General features: G+C 67.4%; 19 protein-coding genes. 6 read left to right on the top strand and 13 right to left on the bottom strand.

What is annotated here, in order from left to right; genetic code table 11:
• Positions 1-40 precede the first annotated feature (40 nt).
• Both waaA and N5D45_RS14555 read left to right on the top strand, forming a co-directional pair.
• The gene (gene waaA, locus N5D45_RS14560; protein ID WP_049413335.1) at positions 41-1,339 is read left to right on the top strand and encodes a lipid IV(A) 3-deoxy-D-manno-octulosonic acid transferase; all 1,299 of its coding nucleotides are present in this window, start codon (positions 41-43) and stop codon (positions 1,337-1,339) included.
• Positions 1,340-1,568: 229 nt separating this feature from the next.
• On the top strand, positions 1,569-2,789 hold the full coding sequence (locus N5D45_RS14555; RefSeq protein WP_279939211.1) for an amino acid transporter: 1,221 nt from the start codon (positions 1,569-1,571) through the stop codon (positions 2,787-2,789).
• A 100-nt stretch (positions 2,790-2,889) separates the two neighbouring features.
• On the opposite strand, the gene N5D45_RS14550 is transcribed toward N5D45_RS14555, so the two are convergent.
• From N5D45_RS14550 to N5D45_RS14540, 3 genes are all read right to left on the bottom strand, one after another.
• The gene (locus N5D45_RS14550; RefSeq protein WP_010480790.1) at positions 2,890-4,248 is read right to left on the bottom strand and encodes a TolC family outer membrane protein; all 1,359 of its coding nucleotides are present in this window, start codon (positions 4,246-4,248) and stop codon (positions 2,890-2,892) included.
• A 16-nt stretch (positions 4,249-4,264) separates the two neighbouring features.
• Complete coding sequence (locus N5D45_RS14545) at positions 4,265-4,912, bottom strand: protein-L-isoaspartate O-methyltransferase (protein ID WP_019338821.1); 648 nt, start codon at positions 4,910-4,912, stop codon at positions 4,265-4,267.
• Positions 4,913-5,048: 136 nt separating this feature from the next.
• Positions 5,049-5,729 carry a TetR/AcrR family transcriptional regulator gene (locus tag N5D45_RS14540; RefSeq protein ID WP_019338820.1) on the bottom strand — a complete coding sequence of 227 codons (681 nt, stop codon included), beginning with the start codon at positions 5,727-5,729 and terminating at the stop codon, positions 5,049-5,051.
• Positions 5,730-5,846: 117 nt separating this feature from the next.
• Between N5D45_RS14540 and N5D45_RS14535 the strand changes: the two genes are divergently transcribed.
• Together N5D45_RS14535 and N5D45_RS14530 are read left to right on the top strand one after the other, a co-directional pair.
• Positions 5,847-6,977, top strand: coding sequence for an efflux RND transporter periplasmic adaptor subunit (locus tag N5D45_RS14535; protein ID WP_010480785.1), 1,131 nt, complete (start codon positions 5,847-5,849; stop codon positions 6,975-6,977).
• Positions 6,978-6,981: 4 nt separating this feature from the next.
• A complete protein-coding gene (locus tag N5D45_RS14530) occupies positions 6,982-10,143 on the top strand; it encodes an efflux RND transporter permease subunit (protein ID WP_260363592.1) in 3,162 nt (1,053 codons plus the stop codon).
• Positions 10,144-10,225: 82 nt separating this feature from the next.
• Here the strand turns inward: N5D45_RS14530 and N5D45_RS14525 are convergent, their stop codons facing one another.
• Entirely contained in the window at positions 10,226-11,131 is a 906-nt protein-coding gene (locus N5D45_RS14525; protein WP_279939210.1) for a LysR family transcriptional regulator, read from the bottom strand.
• A 118-nt stretch (positions 11,132-11,249) separates the two neighbouring features.
• Here N5D45_RS14525 and N5D45_RS14520 point away from each other — a divergent pair, with 118 nt between their 5' ends.
• Positions 11,250-12,023: an SDR family oxidoreductase gene (locus tag N5D45_RS14520; protein ID WP_191863795.1), complete on the top strand. Its 774-nt coding sequence runs from the start codon at positions 11,250-11,252 to the stop codon at positions 12,021-12,023.
• Positions 12,024-12,164: 141 nt separating this feature from the next.
• Here N5D45_RS14520 and leuB read toward each other — a convergent pair whose 3' ends face one another.
• The 9 genes from leuB to ilvC form a co-directional block, all read right to left on the bottom strand.
• The gene (gene leuB / locus N5D45_RS14515) at positions 12,165-13,226 is read right to left on the bottom strand and encodes a 3-isopropylmalate dehydrogenase (RefSeq protein WP_279939209.1); all 1,062 of its coding nucleotides are present in this window, start codon (positions 13,224-13,226) and stop codon (positions 12,165-12,167) included.
• Positions 13,216-13,794, bottom strand: coding sequence for a 3-isopropylmalate dehydratase small subunit (gene leuD, locus N5D45_RS14510; RefSeq protein ID WP_043400186.1), 579 nt, complete (start codon positions 13,792-13,794; stop codon positions 13,216-13,218). Before leuD ends, leuB begins: the two co-directional genes overlap by 11 nt.
• Positions 13,794-15,212 carry a 3-isopropylmalate dehydratase large subunit gene (gene leuC / locus N5D45_RS14505; protein ID WP_043400189.1) on the bottom strand — a complete coding sequence of 473 codons (1,419 nt, stop codon included), beginning with the start codon at positions 15,210-15,212 and terminating at the stop codon, positions 13,794-13,796. Before leuC ends, leuD begins: the two co-directional genes overlap by 1 nt.
• A gap of 60 nt (positions 15,213-15,272) precedes the next feature.
• Positions 15,273-16,052 (bottom strand): class I SAM-dependent methyltransferase, encoded by a 780-nt coding sequence (locus N5D45_RS14500; RefSeq protein ID WP_057503969.1) that lies wholly within the window; start codon positions 16,050-16,052, stop codon positions 15,273-15,275.
• A gap of 10 nt (positions 16,053-16,062) precedes the next feature.
• Positions 16,063-17,649, bottom strand: coding sequence for a 2-isopropylmalate synthase (locus N5D45_RS14495; RefSeq protein WP_019338809.1), 1,587 nt, complete (start codon positions 17,647-17,649; stop codon positions 16,063-16,065).
• Entirely contained in the window at positions 17,646-18,737 is a 1,092-nt protein-coding gene (locus N5D45_RS14490) for a threonine dehydratase (RefSeq protein ID WP_057503970.1), read from the bottom strand. The genes N5D45_RS14495 and N5D45_RS14490 overlap by 4 nt, the downstream gene beginning before the upstream one ends.
• Before the next feature lie 96 nt (positions 18,738-18,833).
• Positions 18,834-19,085, bottom strand: a complete 252-nt coding sequence (locus N5D45_RS14485) for an ACT domain-containing protein (RefSeq protein WP_005410947.1) — start codon at positions 19,083-19,085, stop codon at positions 18,834-18,836.
• The gene (gene ilvG / locus N5D45_RS14480; protein ID WP_043400196.1) at positions 19,069-20,805 is read right to left on the bottom strand and encodes an acetolactate synthase 2 catalytic subunit; all 1,737 of its coding nucleotides are present in this window, start codon (positions 20,803-20,805) and stop codon (positions 19,069-19,071) included. The genes N5D45_RS14485 and ilvG overlap by 17 nt, the downstream gene beginning before the upstream one ends.
• Before the next feature lie 36 nt (positions 20,806-20,841).
• On the bottom strand, positions 20,842-21,816 hold the full coding sequence (gene ilvC, locus N5D45_RS14475; RefSeq protein WP_010480761.1) for a ketol-acid reductoisomerase: 975 nt from the start codon (positions 21,814-21,816) through the stop codon (positions 20,842-20,844).
• A 615-nt stretch (positions 21,817-22,431) separates the two neighbouring features.
• Between ilvC and ggt the strand changes: the two genes are divergently transcribed.
• A complete protein-coding gene (gene ggt / locus N5D45_RS14470; RefSeq protein WP_279939207.1) occupies positions 22,432-24,225 on the top strand; it encodes a gamma-glutamyltransferase in 1,794 nt (597 codons plus the stop codon).
• Positions 24,226-24,528: the final 303 nt, after the last annotated feature.

Here is a 24,528-nt window from a genome sequence, read left to right as displayed (position 1 = left end):
GCTGCGTGTCTTTCCCGGGGGGCTCCCGTATCCTTGCCGCATGCGTAAAGACCCTGTCGAATGGATCCTGCGCGGCCTGTATTCGGCCGTGCTCTACATCCTGCTGCCGATCACCGTGTACCACCTGGTCTGGCGCGGTTTCCGGGTCCGTGAATACTTCCGGCGCTGGGACGAGCGCTATGCCTCGTATCCGCAGCCGACCGGCCAGCCGCGGGTCTGGCTGCACGCGGTCTCGGTGGGCGAGGTCAACGCCGCCGCGCCACTGGTCAATGCCCTGCGCCAGCAGCGTCCGGACATCCGCTGGGTCATCACCACCATCACCCCGACCGGTTCGGAGCGCGTGCGCGCGCTGTGGGGAGACGCGCTGGACCACGTCTATCTGCCGTACGACGTACCGGGCAGCGTCAACCGCTTCCTCGGCCACTTCCAGCCCAGCCTGGCGCTGATCCTGGAAACCGAGCTGTGGCCGAACATGCTGTTCGGCTGCCGCGACCGCCGCATTCCGGTCTACATCCTCAACGCCCGCCTGTCAGCGCGCTCGCTGCGCGGTTACCGGGTGCTGGCGGCGCTGATCCGCCGTGCGCTGCGCACGGTGACCTGCGTGGCCGCGCAGTCGCAGGACGACGCCGAGCGCTTCGTGCAGCTGGGGGCTGCGCGGGAACAGGTGCAGGCGCTGGGCAACCTCAAGTTCGATATCGCCACGCCGGATGTGCAGGGCTTCGTCGAGCAGTTCCATGCCTGCGTGCCCGCCGGGCGCCCGGTGTGGATCGCGGCCAGTACCCACGATGGTGAGGAGCAGGCGGTGATCGACCTGCATCGGCGCCTGCGCCAGCAGCACCCCGACCTGTTGTTGCTGTGGGCACCGCGGCACCCCGAGCGCTTCCCGAAGGTGGAGGCGCTGGCGCGCGAGCAGGGCTGGAACGTGGCGACCCGTCGCGCGAAGCAATGGCCGGAGGCCGGCACGGATGTTTTCGTCATCGACACCCTGGGTGAGCTGATGCCGTTCTATGCCTGTGCACAGGTCGCCTTCGTCGGCGGCAGCCTGCAGCCGATCGGTGGCCACAATCTGCTGGAACCGGCGGCGATGGGCACTGCCGCTGTGACCGGTCCGCACCTGCACAACTTCGCCGAGATCTCACGGCGCATGCGAGAGGCCGGTGCCTTGCTGATCGGCGAGGACGTGCAGGCGGTAGGTGACCTGCTGCAGCACCTGCTGGACGACGCCCAGGCGCGCGAGGACATGGCCCGTGCCGGTTGCACGCTGGTCAGCAATGGCCGCGGTGCCCTGCAGCGCACGCTGGCGCTGGTCGCGCCACACCTGCCGCCGCCGCGCAGCTGAGCCGGGCAGCAACACCGCCAGGGCGGATGCTACGCGGACCGACTGACGTGATCGACTGCATCAATTCTGCTTAGCAGCCGGATTCCTGTCGCAGCAGGACCGGATGCGTGGCTGCGAACGTGTTTGTGGTCACATCGCGGTGCGCACAGTACGGATTCTGATACCGCCACTTGGCGCACGCTGCCAGCCTCCTGTCGACCGCGCTTGTGCGGATTCAAGAGGGCTTGCGATGGACAGCGATCACCGCCGTGGCCGGCACGCGCTGCTGGGAATGGATCACTTCGCGATGGTGGCGTTGACCCTGCTGCTGGGTGGCAGCGTGGTCGCGCTGGTTGGCCAGTACACCGCCGCCCAGGCGGGGCCGGCCATCGTACTGAGTCTGCTGCTGGCCGCATTGGGCACGGCGCCGATGCTGTATTGCCTGCACGTGCTGAACCAGCAGCGGCCCGCAGCCGATGGCCTGCACGGCCTGCTGCGGGCCGCTTGGGGCACGGCAGCCGCGCGCCTGCTGGGTGCTGCACTGCTGCTGGAACTGGTGATGACCAGCGCCGGCGTGGCGCAGTCCACGGCCGGCCACGCGCGTGCCGTGTTTGCCAGTCGCGGTATTGAAACCGGCAGCGCGCTGCCGGATCCGGTGATGGCCGTCACCAGTCTGCTGGTGTTGGGTGCGTTCGTGCTGCTGCCCCCGCGTCGCATCGCGCTGACGGTCTGCGTGTTGTTGACGGTGAAGATCGGTGTCGGGCTGTTGCTGTTGGCGCTGGCGGTTCGCCACGTGCACTACGCCAACTGGATTCCGTGGCTCCCGGATGCCACCGCGCCCTATCGATTCGGCCCGGGCGGGGTGCTGGCGGCAAGCGTGCCCTTGCTGGGGGTGTTTGCCAGTGTGGGGCTGGCACTGGGATTTCCTGGACGTGGCCGGCAGGCGCGTACGCGATCCCCCTGGCTGCTGGCGGCCGCGCTGCTGCTGGCGATGCTGCTGCTGATCATGCTGGCCGCGTTGCAGGCCGGCCTGGTCGAGTTCCCGGTATTGGCCAGTACGCGGCCGTTGTCGGTGGCATTGCAGGGCCATCCGCAGTTGCAGTGGCTGCTGCCGTTGCTGCCGCTGGCGGGCATGGCCGGGCTGGCAGCACTGCTGCTGGTGCTGTTGTCGCTGGCCGCACACCTGGCAGCGCAGCTCCGGCCTGTGGCCGGTGATGAAGCGCCCGGGTTGCGGACGCGGCTGATACCGGTCACCGTGGTGCTGGCGGCGGCGCTGCTGGCCTTGGGAGCGCCGGTCGGCGCATTGCCGGTGCTGCCGGGTCCAGCAACCCTGCTGGTGATGGCGGCCTTGTGCCCGGCAACACTGCGTGTCCGTGCGCCGATGCCGGGTGCTGCAATGGTGCTTGCGCCCCTGGCCACGGCGTTGTGCGTGCTGGCCGCAGTGGAACGGGCAGGCGCGTGGCCGGGCTGACGGCCGGCAGATCTGCGCCATGCGTGGGTCGGGCCGTACGCGCCGCCCACAAAAAAGCCACCCTCGCGGGTGGCTTCTTGGTTGCCGGCAGGGCGACGACTCAGTGCGTGGTCGTTGCCGGGTTGCCGGCGTCCTGGGTCAGCAGGCGGTTCACGTCCTGCAGCTCGGCCACGTCCAGCGCACCCAGCGACTGGCTCAGCAGCAGACGGTTCTGCAGGAAGGTGTAGCGGGCCTGGGCGTAGTCCAGCTGCGCCGAGAACAGGATGCGCTGGTTCTGGATCACGTCCAGCACGGTACGGGTACCGACTTCCAGGCCAACCTGCGACGCGTCGTATGCACTCTGCGCCGAGACTACCGCAAGGCGGCGGGCCTCCACTTCGCTGATGCCCTGCACCAGGGTCTGGTAGGCATTGCGGGTGTTGCGGTCCAGGGCACGCTTCTGCTGCTCGTAGCCATCCTGGGCGATGTCACGCTGGGCCAGCGCCTGGCGCACGTTGGACTGGGTGGCACCGCCAGCGAAGATCGGCACGCTCAGGGTCAGGCCGATGCTGTTGGTGCGCGCGTCCGGCGACAGCGAGCCGGCGCCGGTGCTGTCACCCCAGGTCGCGGTCTTGCCCCAGCTGCCGCCCAGCGACAGGGTCGGGTAGTGGCCACCACGGGCGGCCTGCACGCCGGCTTCGGCGGCGCTGACCTTCAGTTCCTGCGCCTTCAGCGCCGGATTCTGGGTGGTGGCCTGGTGCACCAGCTCGTCGATGTTGCCGCGGTTGGCCGGCACTTCCGGGCGGAAGTCCGCCGGCAGGCCACGCAGGTTGACCACCGGCTGGCCGGTCAGTTCGGTCAGGGCCTGGTAGTTATCGGCCAGGGTGTTCTGCGCAACGATGGTGTTGGCGCGCGCCTGGTCGTACTGGGCGCGGGCTTCGTGCACGTCGGTGATCGGCGCCAGGCCCACTTCCAGGCGCTTGTCGGCGAAGTCGAACTGCTTCTTCGCGGCCGCTTCGTTGGTCTGTGCGGCGTTCAGCGATTCGATCGCCACCAGCACGTTGAAGTAGGCCGCCGAGGTGCGCACGATCAGGCTGTCGTTGGCCGAATCGAGGGTGAAGTCCGCCGCCTTGCTCAGCTCACGCTGCGAACGCAGGTTGTTGATCTGGGTCCAGTTGAACAGCGTCTGGCTGCCATCGATCGTGTAATTGCGGCGCTTGTTGGTGAACGAGCCGGAGTTGATGTCGGCGTTCGGCTCGCTGCGCGTGCGGTTCAGCGTGGCCTGGCCGTTGATCTGCGGCAGCAGGGCGGCGCGCGCCTGCACGGCGCCTTCCTTGTCGACCAGCCGGGTCGATTCGGCGGCGGACAGCTGCGGATCGCCGTTGCGCGCCATTTCGTAGACCTGCAGCAGGTCGGCGGCATGGGCGGACAACGGCAGCAGGGCAGTGGCCAGCGCAACAGCGAGGGATCGGCGGATCATTGCGGCTTCCTTGGACTCAGAGGTGGAACTGGGGTGCCGGGGCGGCACCGCGCAGGTAATCGATATCGGTCTCGAACAGGGACTCGGTGCTGCCGTCGGCCTTGACCAGCAGGGCCTCCATCGCCGGCGAGCGGCCGTGGATCACGAACAGGCGACCACCCGGACGCAGCCACGAGGCGAACTGTGACGGCACCACGTCGACCGCACCAGTGACACAGATCACGTCAAAGCGGCGTTCGGTCTGCCAGGACAGGGCGTCAGCCACGTCCACGCGGACGTTGGTGCCGAGGCCGGAAGCATCCAGGCGGGCACGCGCGGCGGCGGCCAGTTCCGGGTCGATCTCCAGGCTCAGCACGTCGCGCGCCAGCGCGCCGATGCAGGCTGCCAGGAAGCCGCTGCCGGTGCCGATTTCCAGCACTTCGTCACCCGGCTGCAGATCCAGTGCCTGCAGGGTACGGCCCTCGATGACCGGCTTCATCATCTTCTGGCCATGGCCGATCGGCAGTTCGACATCGGCGTAGGCCAGCGCCCGGTGTGCATCGGCGACAAAGGCCTCGCGCGGCAGGCGGGCCAGGACGTCGAGCACCTTGATGTCCAGCACGTCCCAGGGACGGATCTGCTGTTCCACCATCAGTTCGCGGGCGTGGGCGTAATCAATCGTCATGAGGTTCAAATCCAGCGCAGTGGGCCGGCCATTTTACCGGTGCCGGAGGCCGGCGGCGCGCCCAGAGCATCAGCTGCCGGGTGGCCGGGGTCGCAGTGCCGGAAGTCATCGCGACCTCCGGTTCGTTCAGTTTTGGTTATTCAGCCGTCCCGGCCCCTCGCGGCGCATAAGCGCGCAGGAAGAAGTCGATGCTGGCGGTCACATGGGCAAGAGGGTCGCACTCCACCGGTGACAGTGGCATGCCGCACATCATATGCATGTGCACTTCGCCCTTGACCAGGGTCAGGAACTGCTCGCCAGCCAGCGAATAGTCGGTGATGTCCAGTTCGCCGCGCTCGGCGCGTGCCCGCAGGAAGTCAGCCAGGGCCTCGCAGGTGCGCTCCGGGCCTGCCTTCCAGAACAGCTCGCGCAGGCGTTCATCGGTCTCCGGCGCCATCATCATGCGCTGGATCGAGATCGCCGCATCGGAGGTGATCAGCTCGAAGAAGGCCAGGCCGATGCCGATCAACTGGTCGCGCAGCGGGCCGTCCGCGTCGGCCACGAACAGGGCATCGGGCAGCATTTCAATGCACTTGGACTGCACGGCCTCGGAAAACAGGGTTTCCTTGTCGCCGAAGTGGCTGTACACGGTCAGCTTCGAGACGCCGGCCTGGGCGGCAATGGCGTCCATGCTCACGCCGGTATAGCCCTGTTCGATGAACAGTACCTTGGCTGCTTCAAGGATCGCCGCGCGCTTGCCCAGATCCTTGGGGCGCCCGGGTCCGGCGGCCTTGGCAGCAGGCTTGGCCGACGGCTTGCGGGAAGTGGAAGAACTCATCGCAACAATACTAGACCAAGCGGTTCGATATTTATACTATACCGGCCGGTTTATTAAATTGGGCCGGCAGTCGCGGCTCCCCCTTGTTGCAACCCTGCGTTTTCAGGACGTTGACCGATGAAGATCGTGCGCTGGATGGGCGGTATGGTGTGGGTGGCTGCGCTGGCAGCCTGTTCGGGACAGGAACAGGCGCCGCAGGCGGCCGTGCCGGTACTGGTGGTTCACCCCGGCGAACAGGCCGGACAGGCGCCGGCGGCGTTCCCGGGCACGGTGCGTGCCCGGCAGGAAAGCCCGCTGTCGTTCCGCGTCGGTGGCAACCTGGTCAAGCGCCATGTCGATGCCGGGCAGCGGGTAAAGAAGGGCGACGTGCTGGCCGAGCTGGATGCAGCCGACTTCGCATTGCAGGCCCGCGCTTCGCAGGCGCAGCTGGCCGCAGCTGAAGCCGACCTGGTGCGTGCCCGCGACGACCTCAAGCGCTACCAGGTGCTGGCCGACCAGCAACTGGTCAGCCGTTCGCAGCTGGACCAGCAGTCCGCCGCCTTCAAAGCGGCGCAGGGCCAGGCCAACGCCGCCCGCGCCAACCTCGATGTGCTGCGCAACCAGGCCGACTACGCGCAGCTGCGCGCACCGGCTGACGGCGTGATCGCCAGCCGCGAGGCCGAGGCCGGGCAGGTGGTGTCCGCCGGACAGACCATCTTCAACCTGGCCGCCGATGGTGGCCGCGAAGTGCTGATCGACCTGCCCGAGGCCACCATCCGCGACTATGCGGTGGGTCAGCCGGTCGAGGTGGAGTTGTGGAACCGCCCGGGGCAGCGCCTGCCGGGCACAATCCGCGAGATTGCCGCCGCCGCCGATCCGCAGGCACGCACCTATGCCACCCGCGTCAGCCTGGCCGCCGATGCGCTGGCCGATGTCGAACTGGGCCAGAGCGCACGCGTCTACAGCAGCGCCGGCCGCCACGGCACCCTGCAGCTGCCGCTGGGCGCACTGCAGCGCGGTGCCAACGGTGCCGCCAGCGTGTGGGTGGTCGATCCGGCCAACAGTACGCTGAAGGCCGCAGCGGTCACCACTGGGGCGTTTGGCAGCGAGACGGTACCGGTACTGTCCGGCGTGAACGCGGGTGACTGGGTGGTTGCTGCCGGCGGACACCTGCTGCGCGCCGGCCAGCCGGTGATCGCGGTGGATCGTCAGAACCGCCCGGTGCTGAAGCCGGCTACGCCGGCGGCTGCCGCCAAGGCCAAGGAGTAAGCCGGTGCGCCGCTTCAATCTTTCCGAGTGGGCGCTGGCCAATCGTCCGCTGGTGTTGTTTGCGATGCTCGCCTTCGCCCTCATCGGCGCATGGTCGTACAAGCATCTGGGCCAGTCCGAAGACCCGCCGTTCACCTTCAAGGCGATGGTGGTGCGCACGCTGTGGCCGGGCGCCACCGCCGAGCAGGTCTCGCGGCAGGTGACCGAGCCGATCGAGAAGGCGTTGATGAACACCGGCGAGTACGAGTTCATCCGCTCGTACTCGCGCCCGGGTGAATCGCAGGTCATCTTCATGGCCCGCGACAGCCTGCGTTCCAGGCAGATTCCGGACCTCTGGTACCAGGTGCGCAAGCGCGTGGGTGACATCCGCCCGACGCTGCCGCGCGAGATCGTCGGCCCGTTCTTCAACGATGAGTTCGGCGATACCTACGGCAACATCTATGCGTTGACCGGCAAGGGCTTCGACTACGCGGTGATGCGTGACTACGCCGACCGCATCCAGCTGGAACTGCAGCGCGTGCCCGACGTCGGCAAGATCGACCTGGTCGGCCTGCAGGACGAGAAGGTGTGGATCGAGCTGTCCAACACCCGGCTGGCCACGCTGGGCGTGTCGATGCAGCAGGTGCAGCAGGCACTGGCCGACCAGAATGCGGTGACCGGCACCAGCTTCTTCGAGACCGCCACCGATCGCGTGCAGCTGCGCGTGACCGGCCAGTTCAACGACATCGAAGCGATCCGCCAGTTCCCGATCCGCGCCGGTGACCGCACCGTACACCTGGGCGATATCGCCGAGGTCAAGCGTGGCTTCGCCGATCCCGCGTCGCCGAAGATGCGCTTCATGGGTGAAGAGGCGATTGGGCTGGCGGTGGCGATGAAGGATGGCGGTGACATCCTCAAGCTCGGCGCCAACCTCGATGCCGAGTTCGAACGCCTGCAGAAGACCCTGCCGGCCGGTATGCAGCTGCGCAAGGTGTCCGACCAGCCGCAGTCGGTGGAAGAGTCGGTCGGCGAGTTCGTGCAGGTACTGACCGAGGCGGTGGTGATCGTGCTGCTGGTCAGCTTCTTCTCGCTGGGCCTGCGCACCGGTCTGGTGGTGGGCGTGACCATCCCGCTGGTGCTGGCGATGACGTTCTTCGTCATGCACTACTTCGACATCGGCCTGCACAAGATCTCGCTGGGTGCGCTGGTGCTGGCGCTGGGCCTGCTGGTGGACGATGCGATCATCGCGGTGGAGATGATGGCCACCAAGATGGAACAGGGTTACGACCGCCTGCGCGCGGCCAGTTTTGCTTGGGAATCAACTGCGTTCCCGATGCTGACCGGTACGCTGATCACGGCGGCCGGCTTCCTGCCGATCGCTACCGCGGCATCGAGCACCGGTGAGTACACCCGCTCGCTGTTCCAGGTGGTGACCATCGCGCTGGTGGTGTCGTGGATCGCGGCGGTGCTGTTCATCCCGTACCTGGGCGACAAGATGCTGCCGGACCTGTTCAATCCGCAGCCGCCGAAGCCGGGCAGCCTGTCCGCGCGCTGGCTGGCCAGGCGCCAGCAGTGGGCCGACCGCTACCCGGCGCTGGCCAACCTGATCGCGCCGCCGCAGCACGGGCATGACCATGATCCGTACCAGCGCCCGTTCTACCGCAGTTTCCGTCGCTTCCTCGATGGCTGCCTGCGTCACCGCTGGTGGGTGATCGCCGCGACCATCGCGCTGTTCGTGTTCTCGCTGATGATGTTCCGCTTCGTGCCGCAGCAGTTCTTCCCGGATTCGACCCGGCCGGAATTGATGGTGGACATCGAGCTGGCCGAGGGCGCGTCGCTGCGCTCGACCCAGGCCCAGGCCGAGAAGCTGGAGAAGCTGCTGTCCAGCCGCGAGGGCATTGCCAACTACGTCTCCTACGTGGGCACCGGTTCGCCGCGCTTCTACCTGCCGCTGGACCAGCAGCTGCCGGCCACCAACTTCGCCCAGTTCGTGGTGCTGGCCAAGGACATCAAATCGCGCGAAAGCACCCGTGACTGGCTGCTGCACGAAGTGATTCCGAAGTTCCCGGACGTGCAGATGCGCGTGACCCGCCTGGAGAACGGCCCGCCGGTCGGCTATCCGGTGCAGATGCGTATTTCCGGCGAGCACATCGAGAAGGTGCAGGCGATCGCGCGCCAGGTCGAAGCCAAGGTGCGTGAGAACCCACACGTGATGAACGTGAACCTGGACTGGAGCGAGCCGAGCAAGGTAGTGCGGCTGGTGATCGACCAGGAGCGCGCCCGCGCGCTGGGCGTGAGCAGTGCCCAGGTCAGCCAGTTCCTGTCCAGTTCGCTGGCTGGGCAGTCGGTGAGCGTGTACCGCGAAGGCAACCGCCAGATCGAGATGCTGCTGCGTGGTCCGGCTGATGAGCGCAACCAGCTGGAGCTGCTGTCCAGCCTGTCGATGCCGACCGCCAACGGCGGCAGCATCACGCTGTCGCAGGTGGCGACGATGGAGTATGGCTTTGAGGACGGCATCATCTGGCACCGCAACCGGTTGCCGACGGTGACCGTGCGTGCCGACATCAGCGACGGCATGCAGCCGCTGGACGTGGTGCACCAGATCCTGCCGACGCTGGACGGGATCCGCGCTGAACTGCCCAGTGGCTACCTGCTGGAGACCGGCGGTACGGTGGAGGATTCGGCCCGTGGCCAGAACTCGATCAAGGCCGGCATGCCGCTGTTCCTGGTGGTGGTGGCCACGCTGCTGATGCTGCAGCTGCGCAGCTTCTCGCGTGCGGCGATGGTGCTGGTAACCGCGCCGCTGGGCATCATCGGTGCGACGTTGTTCCTGCTGCTGTTCCGCGCGCCGTTCGGCTTCGTGGCGCTGCTGGGCACGATTGCACTGGCGGGCATGATCATGCGCAACTCGGTGATCCTGATCGACCAGATCCAGCAGGATATCGATGCCGGGCATGATCGCTGGCATTCGATCATCGATGCCACGGTGCGCCGTTTCCGCCCGATCGTGCTGACCGCGCTGGCGGCGGTGCTGGCGATGATTCCGCTGTCGCGCAGTGCGTTCTATGGCTCGATGGCGATTTCGATCATGGGTGGCCTGATCGTGGGCACGGTGCTGACCCTGGTGTTCCTGCCGGCGCTGTACGCGGCGTGGTTCCGGGTGAAGCCGGACGAATCCGGGGCATAACGCCCCGGGTTCTACGGCCACCGCCTCTGGTAGGTGCCAACCTTGGTTGGCACGGATGCATGCATCCACGCATGGCGTGGAGCTATTGCAGCTGCAGGCCGCTCCGCAGCACCGGCAGCAGCCATTCGATGAACACCTGCACGCGCAGCGCACGGTGGTGCCGATGCGGTTGCAACAGAGTCACCGGCAACGGCTGCGCCACATACTGCGGCATCACTTCCACCAGTTCGCCGGATTGCAGTTCCGCCTGCACGTCGTAGCGCGGAATCTGCAGCAAGCCCAGTCCGGCTACGCAGCACGCGATCGACGCCTCGGCGCTGTTCACCCGCACCCAGCCGGGCATCGGCAGCGTGCGCAGCTGGCCGCCGTCCTGCCACTCCCACGGTTCCACCCGTGCCGTGGTCGGCGACGCATAGTTCACCGCGCGGTGCTGCTGCAGGTCGGCAGGATGCTCCGGTACACCATGCTCGCGCAGGTAGGCTGGCGCGGCAACGTTGACGAAGTCGAGTTGTCCCAGTGTGCGCGCCACCAGGCTGGAGTCACCCAGCTGACCGACCCGCAGCACCGCATCGCAACCGTCTTCGATCAGGTTCACCGCGCGGTCGGTCATGCCCAGGTCGACTTCCACCTGCGGATACTGCGCGAAGAACCCGGGCAGCGCCGGAGCGATGATGCGACGGCCGATGCGACTGGGCACGTCGATCTTCAGCAAACCGACCGGTTGCGCGTCGTCCTGCCGGAACAGCGATTCAGCGTCTTCGACTTCGGCGATCAGGCGCAGGCAGCGGGCATGGAACACGTCGCCATCATGGGTGGTGGACACCCGGCGGGTCGAGCGCTGCAGCAGGCGGGTGCCGAGCCGCTGCTCCAGCTCCGCAATGGCTGCCGAGACGGTGGAGCGGGGTAGGCCGAGCTGGTCGGCGGCGCGGGTGAAGCTGGCGCACTCCACCACCCGGGTGAAGATGCGGAAGCGATCGATCCGGTCCATTGTTCGCTGGCTCTGGAAAGTTAAGTCAATGTGGCGGGCTTTATCCGCTTTTTCTGCACGATATCGTCGTCAGGGCAGGGTTGCCACCCCGGGCAGCCTCCTCCCCGAGACCGAAGCCATGACCGACCATTCCCTCAAGGGCAAGACCGTGCTGATCGCTGGTGGCGCCAAGAACCTGGGCGGCCTGATCGCCCGCGACTTCGCTGCACAGGGCGCCAAAGCCATCGTCATCCACTACAACAGCGCCGCCACCCAGGCCGATGCAGAGGCGACCGTCGCCGCCGTGCAGGCCGCCGGCAGCAAGGCGGTGGCCCTGCAGGGGGACCTGACCTCGGCGGCAGCGATGGAGCGCTTGTTCGCCGATGCCGTGGCCGCAGTCGGCCGTCCCGACATCGCCATCAATACGGTCGGCAAGGTATTGAAGAAACCGCTGCTGGACATCAGCGAAGCGGAGTACGACGAGATGAGCGCGGTCAACGCCAAGGCGGCGTTCTTCTTCCTCAAGGAAGCCGGCCGCCACGTCAACGACGGTGGTCGCATCTGCACCCTGGTCACCTCATTGCTGGGTGCCTACACGCCGTTCTATTCCAGCTACGCCGGTACCAAGGCGCCAGTCGAGCACTTCACCCGCGCGGCGTCGAAGGAGTTCGGTGAGCGCGGCATTTCGGTGACCGCGATCGGCCCTGGTCCGATGGACACGCCGTTCTTCTACCCGGCCGAGAGCGCCGATGCGCAGGCGTATCACAAGACCGCGGCGGCGCTGTCCGCATTCACCCGCACCGGCCTGACCGATATCGCCGATATCGTGCCGTGGATCCGCTTCCTGGTGACCGATGGCTGGTGGATGACCGGGCAGACGATTCTGGTCAATGGTGGGTACACCACCAAGTAAGGCAGCCACGCATGGCGTGGATCTGCTGCGCGACATTCGAACGATCCACGCATGGCGTGGATTTACAGTAGAGCCACCCCATGGGTGGCTGCGCACAATGACCAAAGGGAGAGGCGCCACGCATGGAGTGGCGCCATCGGATCAGTTGAGTTTGGCCAGCACCGCATCCGTGGCGGCGGCGGTACTCACGGCCTGGCCCTTGGCGGCCAGGTCGGCAGTGAACACCCCATCATCCAGCACCGCATGCACGGCCGCTTCCACCGCGGCGGCTTCGGCTTCCAGGCCCAGCGAATGGCGCAGCAGCATCGCTGCGCTGAAGATCGTTGCGTACGGATTGGCGATGCCCTTGCCGGCGATGTCCGGGGCTGAACCGTGGATGGGCTCGTAGATGCCCACGGCGCCCGGCTCACCCAGCGAGGCCGACGGCAGCAGGCCCAGCGAACCGGCCAGCATCGAGGCTTCATCGGTGAGGATGTCGCCGAACATGTTCTCGGTCACGATCACGTCGTACTCGCGCGGCTTGGCCAGCAGGTGCATGGCCATTGAATCGACCAGCTGGTGCTCCAGGGCAACGTCCGGGAACTCCTCGCGGCCGATGCGCGCGGCCACGTCACGCCACAGGCGCGAGGTTTCCAGCACGTTGGCCTTGTCCACCGAGGTGACCTTGCCGCGACGCTGCTGCGCCAGGCGGAAGGCACTGCGCAGCACGCGTTCGATCTCGGCCACGGTGTAGCGGCACAGGTCGCTGGCGCTGTCGGCGTCGCGGGTCTTGTCGCCGAAGTAGATGCCACCGGTCAGTTCGCGCACCACCACGAAGTCCACGCCCTGCAGCAGCTCGGCCTTGATCGGCGAGGCATGCAGCGCGGCTTCGTGGGTGCGCACCGGGCGCAGGTTGGCGTACAGGCCCAGCGCCTTGCGGATCGCCAGCAGGCCCTGTTCGGGGCGCACCTTGGCGTTCGGGTCGGACCACTTCGGGCCGCCAACCGCGCCCAGCAGCACGGCGTTGGCGGCCTGGCAGGCAGTCAACGTGGAGGCGGGCAGCGGTTCGCCATGACGGTCGATGGCGATGCCACCGATGTCGTGCTCGCTGAAGGTGAAGGTGTGGTTGAAGCGTTCGGCGACGGCCTTCAGGACGGCCACTGCCGCGGCGGCCACTTCCGGGCCGATGCCATCACCGGGCAGGACAACAATCTCAGCGTGCATGCTCACTCTCGTAACGTTCGATTTCAGGGACACGGCCCAACAGATACCCCAACTGGTCGACGCCTTCCAGCAGGCAGGTCTGCGAGAAGCCATCCAGCGGGAAGGAATAGACGCGGCCATCGGGCGCGCGCAGTTCGCGCGCAGCCACGTCGATGGTCAGCTCATCGTCCGGGCGCTGCATCAGCGCCTGTACGTCGGCCTCGTCCAGCACGATCGGCAGCAGGCCGTTCTTCAGCGAGTTGCCGCGGAAAATATCTGCGATCTCGCTGCTGACGATGGCACGCAGGCCCAGGTCGGTCAGTGCCCACGGCGCATGCTCGCGCGAGGAACCGCAGCCGAAGTTGCGGCCCGCCAGCAGGATGCTGCGGCCGGCGTTGTGCGGCTGGTTGAAGGCGAAGTCAGCCACCGGCGAACCGTCGGCCTGCCAGCGCCAGTCATTGAAGGCGTTGCGGCCCAGGCCGGCACGTTCGGTGGTGGACAGGAACCGCGCCGGGATGATCTGGTCGGTGTCGATGTTGGTCTGGCGCAGCACCACACTGGCCGAGGTCAGGGTACGGAAACCGGCCATCACGCCACCTCCTGTGCGAACAGTTCGCGGGTATCGGCAACGTGCCCGTTCACAGCGGCCCACGCCGCGCTCATCGGCGACGCCAGCAGCGTGCGCGAACCGGGGCCCTGGCGGCCTTCGAAATTGCGGTTGCTGGTGCTCACGGCCAGCTGGCCGGGTGCGACCAGATCGCCGTTCATGGCGATGCACATCGAGCAGCCCGGCTCGCGCCACTCGGCACCGGCCGCGCGCACGATTTCGTGGATGCCTTCGGCCTCGGCCTCGCGCTTGACGATCTCCGAGCCCGGCACCACCAGCATGCGCACGCGGTCAGCGACGCGGCGGCCGCGCAAGACCTGCGCGACTTCGCGCATGTCGCTCAGGCGGCCATTGGTGCACGAACCGACGAACACCACGTCCACCGGCGTACCGGCCAGCGCCTTGCCCGCCTGGAAGTGCATGTAGTCCAGGCCCTTCTGTGCGGCGGCATCGTTGGCCGCCGGAATCGGCGCGTCCACTGCGATGGCCGTGCCCGGATGGGTGCCCCAGGTCAGGGTCGGGCGGATGTCGGCGGCGTGGATGTGCACTTCGCTGTCGAAGCGTGCGCCGTCATCGCTGCGCAGCTGCTGCCAGCGCGCCACGGCAGCGTCGAAGTCGGCGCCCTTGGGGCCGCGCGGCGTGCGGGCGACGAAGTCGAAGGTGACCTGGTCCGGCGCCACCATGCCGGCACGCGCGCCGGCTTCGATCGACATGTTGCACAGGGTCATGCGCTGTTCCATGTCCATCGCTTCGATGGTGCTGCCACGGAACTCGATGACGTGGCCGGTGCCACCGTTGACGCCGATCACGCCGATGATGTGCAGCACCACGTCCTTGGCACCGACGCCTGGCGCCAATGGGCCATCAACGGTGATGGCGAAGGTCTTGGCCTTGCGCTGCAGCAGGCACTGCGTGGCCAGCACGTGGCCGACTTCGCTGGTGCCGATGCCGAAGGCCAGCGAACCGAACGCACCATGGGTGGAGGTGTGACTGTCGCCGCAGACGATGGTCATGCCCGGCTGGGTGAAGCCCTGTTCCGGCGCGATCACGTGGACGATGCCGCGGTTGTCCGAGGCCATGTCGAACAGCTCGATGCCATGCTTGGCGCAGTTGCGCGCCAGCGTGGCGACCTGTGCCTCGGAGGCGGCGCTGGCATAGGGCAGCGTGCCGTCAGCGGCGGCCGGCAGGGTCGGCGTGGAGTGGTCCATCGTCGCCTTGGTGCGGTCCGGGCGGCGCGGCGACAAGCCGCGCTCGCGCAGCTCGGTGAATGCCTGCGGCGAGGTCACCTCGTGGATCAGGTGCAGGTCGATGTACAGCACGGCGGGCGCGCTGTCGGATTCGGGAACCACCACGTGGGCGTCCCACAGTTTGTCGTACAGGGTGCGGGGTGCGGAAGTCATGCGTATGCCTGGCAGAAGTACGAAATAGCGAACATCAGTAAAGAAAGCGGAACGGTCAAGTCAGCGACGGCGGGCGAGCACGCGCAGCCGCACGTAGTCCGCCAGCGCCTGGCCGGCGGCATTGCGCGGCAGCTCGGCCAGCAGCGCGGTGGCGGCCTCGCGCACCGTAGCGCGTGCCTCGGCTGGCAGGTCGTCCAGCAGCGGCGCGGCGAAGACGCGCAGCCAGCCCGCCACGCCGGTCGGCAATGCCGTTGGGCGCGGCGTGCACTCGATCAGCTGCACCTGGAAGCCATGCTGGCGCAGGCGGTCGGCGTAGGCATCGGCCGTCGGGAAGTACCACTGGAAGGCGCTGGCGCCATGGCCGTGCGCCACGCGTGCGGCCTGCACGGCCGCGATGATCGTGGCCACGTTGCCATGGCCGCCGAACTCGGCGACGAAGCGGCCACCGGGGCGCAGCGCGCGGCGTACGCCTTCCAGCACGCGGTCCGGGGTGCCCATCCAATGCAGTGCCGCGTTGCTGAACACTGCATCGAACTCGCTGTCGAACGACAGTGCGTGGCCGTCCATCACCTGGGCATCGACACCGCGCGCGCGGGCGGCGATCACCAGTTCCGGCGAGGCATCCACGCCGTGGATGCGTGCGCCGCTCAGGGCCAGTTCGGTGCTGAGCACGCCATCGCCACAGCCCAGGTCGAGGATGCGCTCACCGGCGCGCGGGTCGAGCAGGCGCGAGACCGCGCCGCCGAGCAGCGGGACGAAGCCGGCGTCGATCGCATAGTCCTGGGCGTTCCACTGCTGGCCAGCGGCGCTGGCCGGGGTGAAGGTGTCGAAGGCGCTCATGGCGGGTTCCTCAGGCGGTGGCAGGGGTGGGAACGTCGGTGCTGTTGTGGGCGGTGGCCTGGCGCTGGCGCAGCAGGCGGTTGGCCACATCCAGCCAGGCCAGCGCGGAGGCTTCGATAATGTCCTTGCTGGTGCCGGTGCCGTCGTACTCCACGCCTTCGTGGCGCACGCTCAGGTTGGCCTCACCGCGCGCATCGGCGCCGATGCCGACGCTGTGCACGTGGTAGCTGTCCAGCATCAGCTGCACGCCGGTAGCGGCCGACAGCGCGCCGAACAGCGCATCGACCGGGCCATCGCCCTGCGCGGTCTCGGCCACGCGGTTGCCGTCCGGGTCGGACAGTTCGACCAGCGCGTTGGCGCGGCTGCCGACATCGCTGATGGTCATCGAGGCCAGGCGGTAGCCCTGCGCGTTGGAGCCGCCCTGCATCAACGTCTGCAGGTCGGCATCGGTGACCACGCGCTGCTGTTCGCACAGGCCCTTGAACTGCTCGAACACCAGTTTCAGTTCGTCTTCGTCCAGCCAGAAGCCCAGCGCACGCAGGCGCGCTTCAACAGCGGCGCGGCCACTGTGGCGGCCCAGCACCATCTGCGAGTCCTCCCAACCCACGTCTTCCGGGCGCATGATTTCGTAGGTACCGCGATGGCGCAGCATGCCGTGCTGGTGGATGCCCGATTCGTGGGCGAACGCGTTGGCGCCGACGATGGCCTTGTTGCGCTGTACCGGCATGCCGACCAGGCGCTGCAGCAACTGCGAGGTGCCGACGATGCGCGGGGTGTTGATCGAACTGTCCTGCTCGTAGAAGGCCTGGCGTACCTTCAGCACCATGGCGATCTCTTCCAGCGAACAGTTGCCGGCGCGCTCGCCGATGCCGTTGACGGTGCACTCGACCTGGCGCGCGCCGCCTTCGATGGCGGCCAGCGAGTTGGCCACGGCCAGGCCCAGATCATTGTGGCAGTGCGCGCTGAAGATCACATTGGCGGCGTTCGGTACATCGGCGACGCCGGCGATGACCTGCTGGAACATCGCGCGGATTTCTTCCGGCGTAGTGAAGCCGACGGTGTCGGGCAGGTTGATGGTGGTGGCGCCGGCGGCGATCGCTACGCGCGAGACCTCGATCAGGTAATCCAGCTCGGTACGGGTGGCATCCTCGGCCGAGAATTCGACATCGTCGATGTAGGAACGCGCCAGCGCTACGTGCTTGCGTACCGACTCCAGGACCTGCTCGCGGGTCATCCGCAACTTGTGCTCGCGATGCAGCGGGCTGGTCGACAGGAACACGTGCAGGCGCGGATTGGCGGCCGCTTCCAGGGCCCGTGCGGAAGTTTCGATGTCGGCCTGCAGGCAGCGCGACAGCACCGCCAGGCTCAGGCTCGGGCGGCGCAGTTCGCGGCCGATCAGCGCCATTGCCTCGCGGTCGGACTGCGAGCTGGCCGGGAAGCCGGTCTCGATGATGTCCACGCCCAGTTCGTCCAGCGCACGCGCCATCACCAGCTTCTGCGGCGGGCTCATGCTGCAGCCGGGGGACTGCTCACCGTCACGCAGGGTGGTGTCGAAGATGCGGATGCGCGGGGTGGTAATTCGTTCGATGGTGGTCACAGGGAAATCTCCTCGACAGCGGGCGTTGCGGCTTGCAGGTGGGAAGGGGGAGAGGTGGGGGAGGACGGCGCGCTGGCCCTGGCGGGCGAGCGGGGTGTTTCGCTGCGCCGTCGCCGCGGCTTGCGTGGCGGGCGCGGCCGGATGTCGGTGAGCAGGCCGGCCAGTACGCCGGCATCGATGTTGCCGCCGGACACCACCGCGCACTTGCGGCGGCCGGCGACGCGGCGGCCGGCAGCCAGCGCCAGCGCGCCGGCGCCCTCGGCGATGATGTGTTCTTCCAGCGCCAGCCGCACCAGGGTTTCGCGCAGCTCGGCTTCGCGCACGATCACCACGTCGTCCAGCAGCGATGTGCACAGGCGGCGGGTCAGGAAGCCGGGGATCTTCACTCGCACGCCATCGGCCAGCGAGGCGACGGGGGCAATCTCACGGACATCGCCACGGATCGCGCGCGCCATCGAGTCAACGCCTTCCACCTGTGCACCAACCACGCGCACGCCCTGTGATTTCAGCGCCAGGGCCACGCCGGAGGCCAGTCCACCGCCGCCGATCGGCACGATCACCACGTCAGGGGCATGCGCGGCCAGTTCGATGCCGACCGTGCCCTGGCCGGCGATCACGTCGGCATCATCGAACGCGGACAGGAAGCGGTAGCCGTGGCGCCGCGCCAGTTCGACCGCGAAGGCGTAGGCCTCGTCGTAGCTGTTGCCGTGCTGGCGCACGGTGGCGCCCCAATGGGCGACGCCGGCGATCTTGGTCGCCGGCGCGCCATGCGGCATCACCGTGATGGCCGGTACGTCCAGACGGTAGGCGGCCCAGGCCACGCCTTGGGCGTGGTTGCCGGCCGAGGCGCAGATCACCGGACGGGTGTCGCCGCGTTCGCGGCCGGCCAGCAGAGCGTTCAAGGCGCCGCGCACCTTGTAGGAACCGGTGCGCTGCAGGTTCTCCAGCTTCAGCCAGGTGCCGAAGCGCTCGGCATGGTGCAGCGGGGTGGGCGGCAGGAAGCGGCGCAGGCGGGCCTGCGCGGCCAGGACGTCGGCGACGCTTACGTCGCCGACATCGCTTTCCTGGCTGGCATCAGCGGCCGGCATGGGCCACCAGCGCGGTGCCGAAGACCGCCGCGTGCGGGCACGGGCGACGAAGAAGACGCCTCCGTACCGGCACCGTGGTCGCTACGGTACGGGTGTTCATGGCGATACTCCTTCCACGGCGGTGACCTGTACGGACACGCAGTCGTAGATCTTCTCGATCTGCCGGCACAGCGTTTCCGCCGGGCGCTGGCCATCCACCACCAGCTGCAGGTGCCAGCGGCCATCGTCGGCGGCCACCGGCGCACCGCTGATCGCACGCGGCGCGAAGCCGCGACGCTCGGCCATGCCGATCACGCGCAGCAGCGCGCCTTCGGCCGGGTGCAGCACCAGGTCAAGCCGGTATTGCATTGGGGGTCTCCTGGCGGGCATGGGCGGGGTTGCTTTCCAGCATCGTGCTGTTGGCGGTGTTCGGCGGCACCAGCGGCCACACGTTGGCGCGTGCATCGATGGCCACGTGCAGCAGTGCCGGGCCCGGTTCGGCCAGCAGCGCGGCCAGGCCGCCTTCCACGTCGTCGCGGTTGTCGACGCGGGTGGCGGCGATGCCGAACACCTGCGCCAATGCCACGAAGTCCGGGTTGTCGGACAGGTCGATCTCGCTGTAACGCTCGGCGAAGAACAGCTCCTGCCACTGCCGCACCATGCCCAGCGAACTGTTGTCCAGCAGCACGATCTTTACCGGCAGGCGGCAGCGGGCGATGGTCGCCAGCTCCTGCACGTTCATCATGAAGCTGCCATCGCCGGACACCAGCACCACGGTGCGGTCGGGGCAGGCGAACTGCGCGCCCATCGCCGCCGGCAGGCCGAAGCCCATGGTGCCCAGCGCGCCGCTGGTCAGGTGGTTGCGCGGGTGGTTGAAGCGGCAGTGCTGGGCCACCCACATCTGGTGCTGGCCGACATCGCAGGCGATCACCGCATCGGCCGGGGCCAGCTCGCTCAGGCGCTTCAGCAACGCCGGCGCGTAGATGTGCTGGCCGGGTGCATCGTAGCGGGCGGCGAAGCGATCGCGGTGCTGCGCGCAACGCTTGCGCCATGCATCCTGGTGGGCCCTGGGGGAGGGGAAGGCCGCACGCAGGGCACGGATGGCATGGCCGACATTGCCAGGCACGGCGACGTCGGCGCTGCGCAGCTTGGAGATCTCGTAAGCGTCCGCATCGATGTGGACGACGCGGGCGAATGGCGCGAACTCGGCCAGCTTGCCGGTGGCGCGGTCATCGAAGCGCGCCCCCAGCACCAGCAGCAGGTCGCTTTCCTGCACGGCCATGTTGGCCGCGCGGGTGCCATGCATGCCCAGCATGCCCAGCGACTGCGGATGGCTGGCCGGCAGCGCACCCAGGCCACGCAGGGTCATCACCGTGGGGATGGCGCTGGCCTCGACGAAGTCGCGCAGGTCCTGCACCGCATCACCCAGCGCGATGCCGCCACCGGCGTAGACCACCGGCTTCTCGGCCGCCGCCAGTGCGGCGATCGCCTCGGCGATGGCGGCCTCGGCCGGCGCCGGCGGCGGTTCGACGCTGCTGGGCACATGCACCGGCAGATGGCTGGCATCGGCCAGCTGCACATCCTTGGGCAGGTCGATCAGCACCGGGCCGGGACGGCCCTCGCGGGCGATGCGGAAGGCATCGGCCACCACGCGCGGCAGATCATCGACGCTGCGCACCAGCCAGCTGTGCTTGACGATCGGCATCGTCAGGCCGAACACATCCAGTTCCTGGAAGGCGTCGGTGCCCAGCAGCGGCGTGCCGACCTGGCCGGTGATGCAGACCATCGGCACCGAATCCAGCATCGCGTCGGCAATGCCGGTGACCAGATTCGAGGCGCCGGGGCCGGAGGTGGCCACGCAGACGCCGACCTGGCCGCTGGCGCGGGCGAAGCCATTGGCCGCCAGCGCTGCACCCTGCTCGTGGCGCACCAGGATGTGCTTCAGCGACGAATCCACCAGCGCGTCGTAGAACGGCATGATGGTGCCGCCGGGATAGCCGAACAGCGTGCGGACGCCCTCGGCCTCCAGCGCCTGGGTCAGCCAGCGCGCGCCGTTGGGCGGCGCGCTGCGGTGTGTGGGAGAGTTCATGGGGGACCTTGCAGAGCGGGTGGGGGTGCCGCGTTGTTACGCGGCTTGACCTTGCAACCAGACCATCTTGGCGCGCAGTTCCTTGCCTACCTTCTCGATCGGGTGTTCCAGGTCGGCCTGCTTGAACTTGTTGTAGTTCGGCAGGCCCGCTTCGTACTCGGCCACCCAGTTCTTGGTGAAGGTACCGTCCTGGATGTCCTTCAGCACTTCCTTCATGCGTGCCTTGGTGCCGGCATCGATCACGCGCGGGCCGCTGACGTAGTCGCCGTACTGCGCGGTCTCGGAGATGAATTCCAGCATGCGCGAGATGCCACCTTCGTAGAACAGGTCCACGATCAGCTTCAGTTCGTGCAGTACTTCGTAATAGGCGATCTCCGGCTGGTAGCCGGCTTCGACCAGGGTCTCGAAACCGGCCTGCACCAGCGCCGAGGCGCCGCCACACAGCACCGCCTGCTCACCGAACAGATCGGTCTCGGTTTCTTCCTTGAAAGTGGTCTGGATCAGGTTGGCGCGGGCGCCGCCGAGGCCGGCTGCATAGGCCAGGGCGTACTCAGCCGCCTTGCCGCTCTTGTCCTGGTAGACCGCCCAGATGCACGGCACGCCACGGCCGATTTCATACTCGCGGCGGACCAGCGCGCCCGGGCCCTTCGGTGCGACCAGTACCACGTCGAGATCGTCACGCGGCTTGATCATGTCGAAATGAACGTTCAGGCCGTGCGCGAACAACAGCACCGCACCCTGCTTCATGTTCGGCGCCAGCACGTCGTCGTACAGCTTCTTCTGCACCATGTCCGGGGTCAGCACGGCAACCAGGTCGGCATCCTTCACTGCATCGGCCGGGGCCTTGACGGTGAAGCCATCGGCCTGTGCCTTGACCTCGGTCGGGCCGCCCGGACGCAGGCCTACCACCACGTCGAAGCCGGATTCGCGCAGGTTCAGTGCGTGGGCGCGGCCCTGGCTGCCGTAGCCGATGACGGCGATCTTGGTCTGGGGCAGGTCGTTGGTGCTCATGGGGGAGGTTCCTTGCGGTGGGAAGAAAAAAGAACGGCCGGTCGTCGAAGGTGACGTGCCGGCCGGTCAGGGGAAAGCGGTGGAGGAGGCGCCATGCGTCGCACAGGCACAGCCGCTACGAGGCGTCGTGGCGGTGCTGGTCCAGGTTTTGAAGTTGGCGTTGTTCATGGTGGTTGCGTCTGAAACCAGGTCCTGAAATGAAAAAACCCGCACCGGGGCGGGTGCGGGTTTTGATGAGTTCCGGTGTGTTTGTTGCTTACACGCTGGCTCGTCCCGCACCTGTTGGCTGGGTAATAAGTACGAGCACAAGAATCGAACGCAGCGAGGCGGCGCCGATGTCGGCGGCTTCGATGTGGGGTCGCGGTGGCGTGTTGTGATGCAACATGTGATCGAGAGAAACACAGCCATTTCGGCGCTGTCAACCCTCGCGACGGATTTTCTATCGGTTTCCGGCGCATCCAGCGCAATCGCTTGCGGCACAAGGATGGTTGCCGCTGAAAGTGTTTCGATGAACCCGAATTCACTCCTTTCAGAGCGGTTTCTGCGCGGAATCCGGGCTGTTTTCGCCTTGGTGGGTGCGGGCTTGGGTCCGCACCCACCGAAAGACCATCGCCCATGACCTCTGCCCGATACCGCGTGAAGGCCGCAGCGGCGAAGATCGGAGCACCACCCTTCCATCGGAACCCGACCGTGTCCCGACGCCTTGCCCGTTCCCTGCTCGCCACCGCCGTGCTCGCCGCCATGCCTGCACTGTCCTTCGCCGCCGACCGCATTACCGGCCAGACCTTCGCCACCCGTTCGGAGGTGATCGCCCCGCACGCCATGGCCGCCACGTCGCAGCCGCTGGCCACCCAGATCGCGCTGGACGTGATGAAGGGCGGCGGTTCGGCAGTGGACGCTGCGATTGCCGCCAATGCCGCGCTCGGCCTGATGGAGCCCACCGGCAACGGCATCGGCGGCGACCTGTTCGCCATCGTCTGGGACCCGAAGACGCAGAAGCTCTATGGCTACAACGGCTCGGGCCGCTCGCCGAAGTCGCTCACCCTGGCCGAGTTCCAGCGCCGTGGCCTGAAGGACATTCCGGCCACCGGCCCGCTGCCGGTCTCGGTGCCCGGCGCGGTCGACGGCTGGTTCGCGCTGCACGACCGCTTCGGCCGCAAGCCGATGGCCGACAACCTGGCGCCGGCCATCCGCTATGCCCGCGAAGGGCACCCGGTGGCCGAAGTGATCGCGTACTACTGGGACCGCTCGGTGCCGAAGTTGTCGCAGTACCCGGGCTTCAAGGAGCAGTTCACGATCAACGGCCATGCCCCGCGCAAGGGCGAGATGTGGAAGAACCCGAACCTGGCCAGCACCCTGCAGAAGATCGCCGACGGCGGCCGCGACGCCTTCTACAAAGGTGACATCGCCCGCACGATCGGTGATTACTTCAAGGCCAACGGTGGCTACCTGAGTTACCAGGATATGGCCGACCACCATGGTGAATGGGTCGAGCCGGTCAGCAGCAACTACCGTGGCTACGACGTGTGGGAGCTGCCGCCGAACAGCCAGGGCATCGCTGCGCTGCAGATACTCAACGTGCTGGAAGGCTACGACTTCTCGAAGATCCCGTTCGGTTCACCGGAGCATGTGCACCTGTTCGTTGAAGCGAAGAAGCTGGCCTTCGCCGACCGTGCACGCTTCTACGCCGACATGGCATTCCAGCCGGCACCGGTGCAGAAGCTGATCTCCAAGGAGTACGCCGCGCAGCGCCGCGCGCTGATCTCGATGGACAAGGCGTTGAAGGAAGTGCAGCCGGGCACGCCGAAGCAGCTGGAGGAGGGCGACACGATCTACATGACCGTGGCCGATGCCGACGGCATGATGGTGTCGCTGATCCAGTCCAACTACCGCGGCATGGGCAGTGGCATGGCACCGCCGGGGCTGGGCTTCATCCTGCAGGACCGTGGCGAGATGTTCGTGTTGCAGAAGAATCATCCCAACGGTTATGCGCCGGGCAAGCGCCCGTTCCAGACCATCATTCCGGCCTTCATCACCAAGGGTGGCAAGCCGTACGCCAGCTTCGGCGTGATGGGCGGCGCGATGCAGCCGCAGGGCCACGCGCAGATCGTGATGAACCTGGTGGACTTCGGGATGAACCTGCAGGAAGCCGGCGATGCGCCGCGCATCCAGCACGAAGGTTCAACGGAACCGACCGGGCAGGCCACGGCGATGACCGACGGCGGCGAAGTGAATCTGGAAACCGGCTTCCCGTATGAAACGGTGCGCGCGCTGATGCGCAAGGGGCATCGCATCGTGTTCGCCGATGGCCCGTATGGCGGGTACCAGGCGATCATGCGTGATCCCGAGACCGGGGTTTACTACGGTGCTTCGGAGAGCCGCAAGGACGGGCAGGCGGCGGGGTATTGAGGTTTTCCGGCCACCGGGCTGAGCCCCCTCTGCGGTGGTGAGGGTTTCAGTGATGCTTGGTTTGGCCGGGCGGGTGGACTGTCTGGGGGCCGCTGCAAGTACGTCCATGTAAGCTCGGTCGCCGCTTGCTCGTGTGCGCTGTCCTGCGCACACGGCAAGACCGGGGTTGGGCGTCCTGCCCAACCCGCCCGAGGCATGCCTCGGGCCCATGCGGCTGACACCCCCGCCCAGCCCACCCGCCCGGCCACGGACAGTTTCCTGCGGCCGCCACCGCAGGAAGAGAAAGAAGAAGATCAAGAGCAA

It is taken from the genome of Stenotrophomonas sp. GD03819 (assembly GCF_029841665.1).
GTDB classification, from domain to species: Bacteria; Pseudomonadota; Gammaproteobacteria; order Xanthomonadales; family Xanthomonadaceae; genus Stenotrophomonas; species Stenotrophomonas geniculata.
This window is presented reverse-complemented; position numbering and strand designations above follow the sequence as displayed.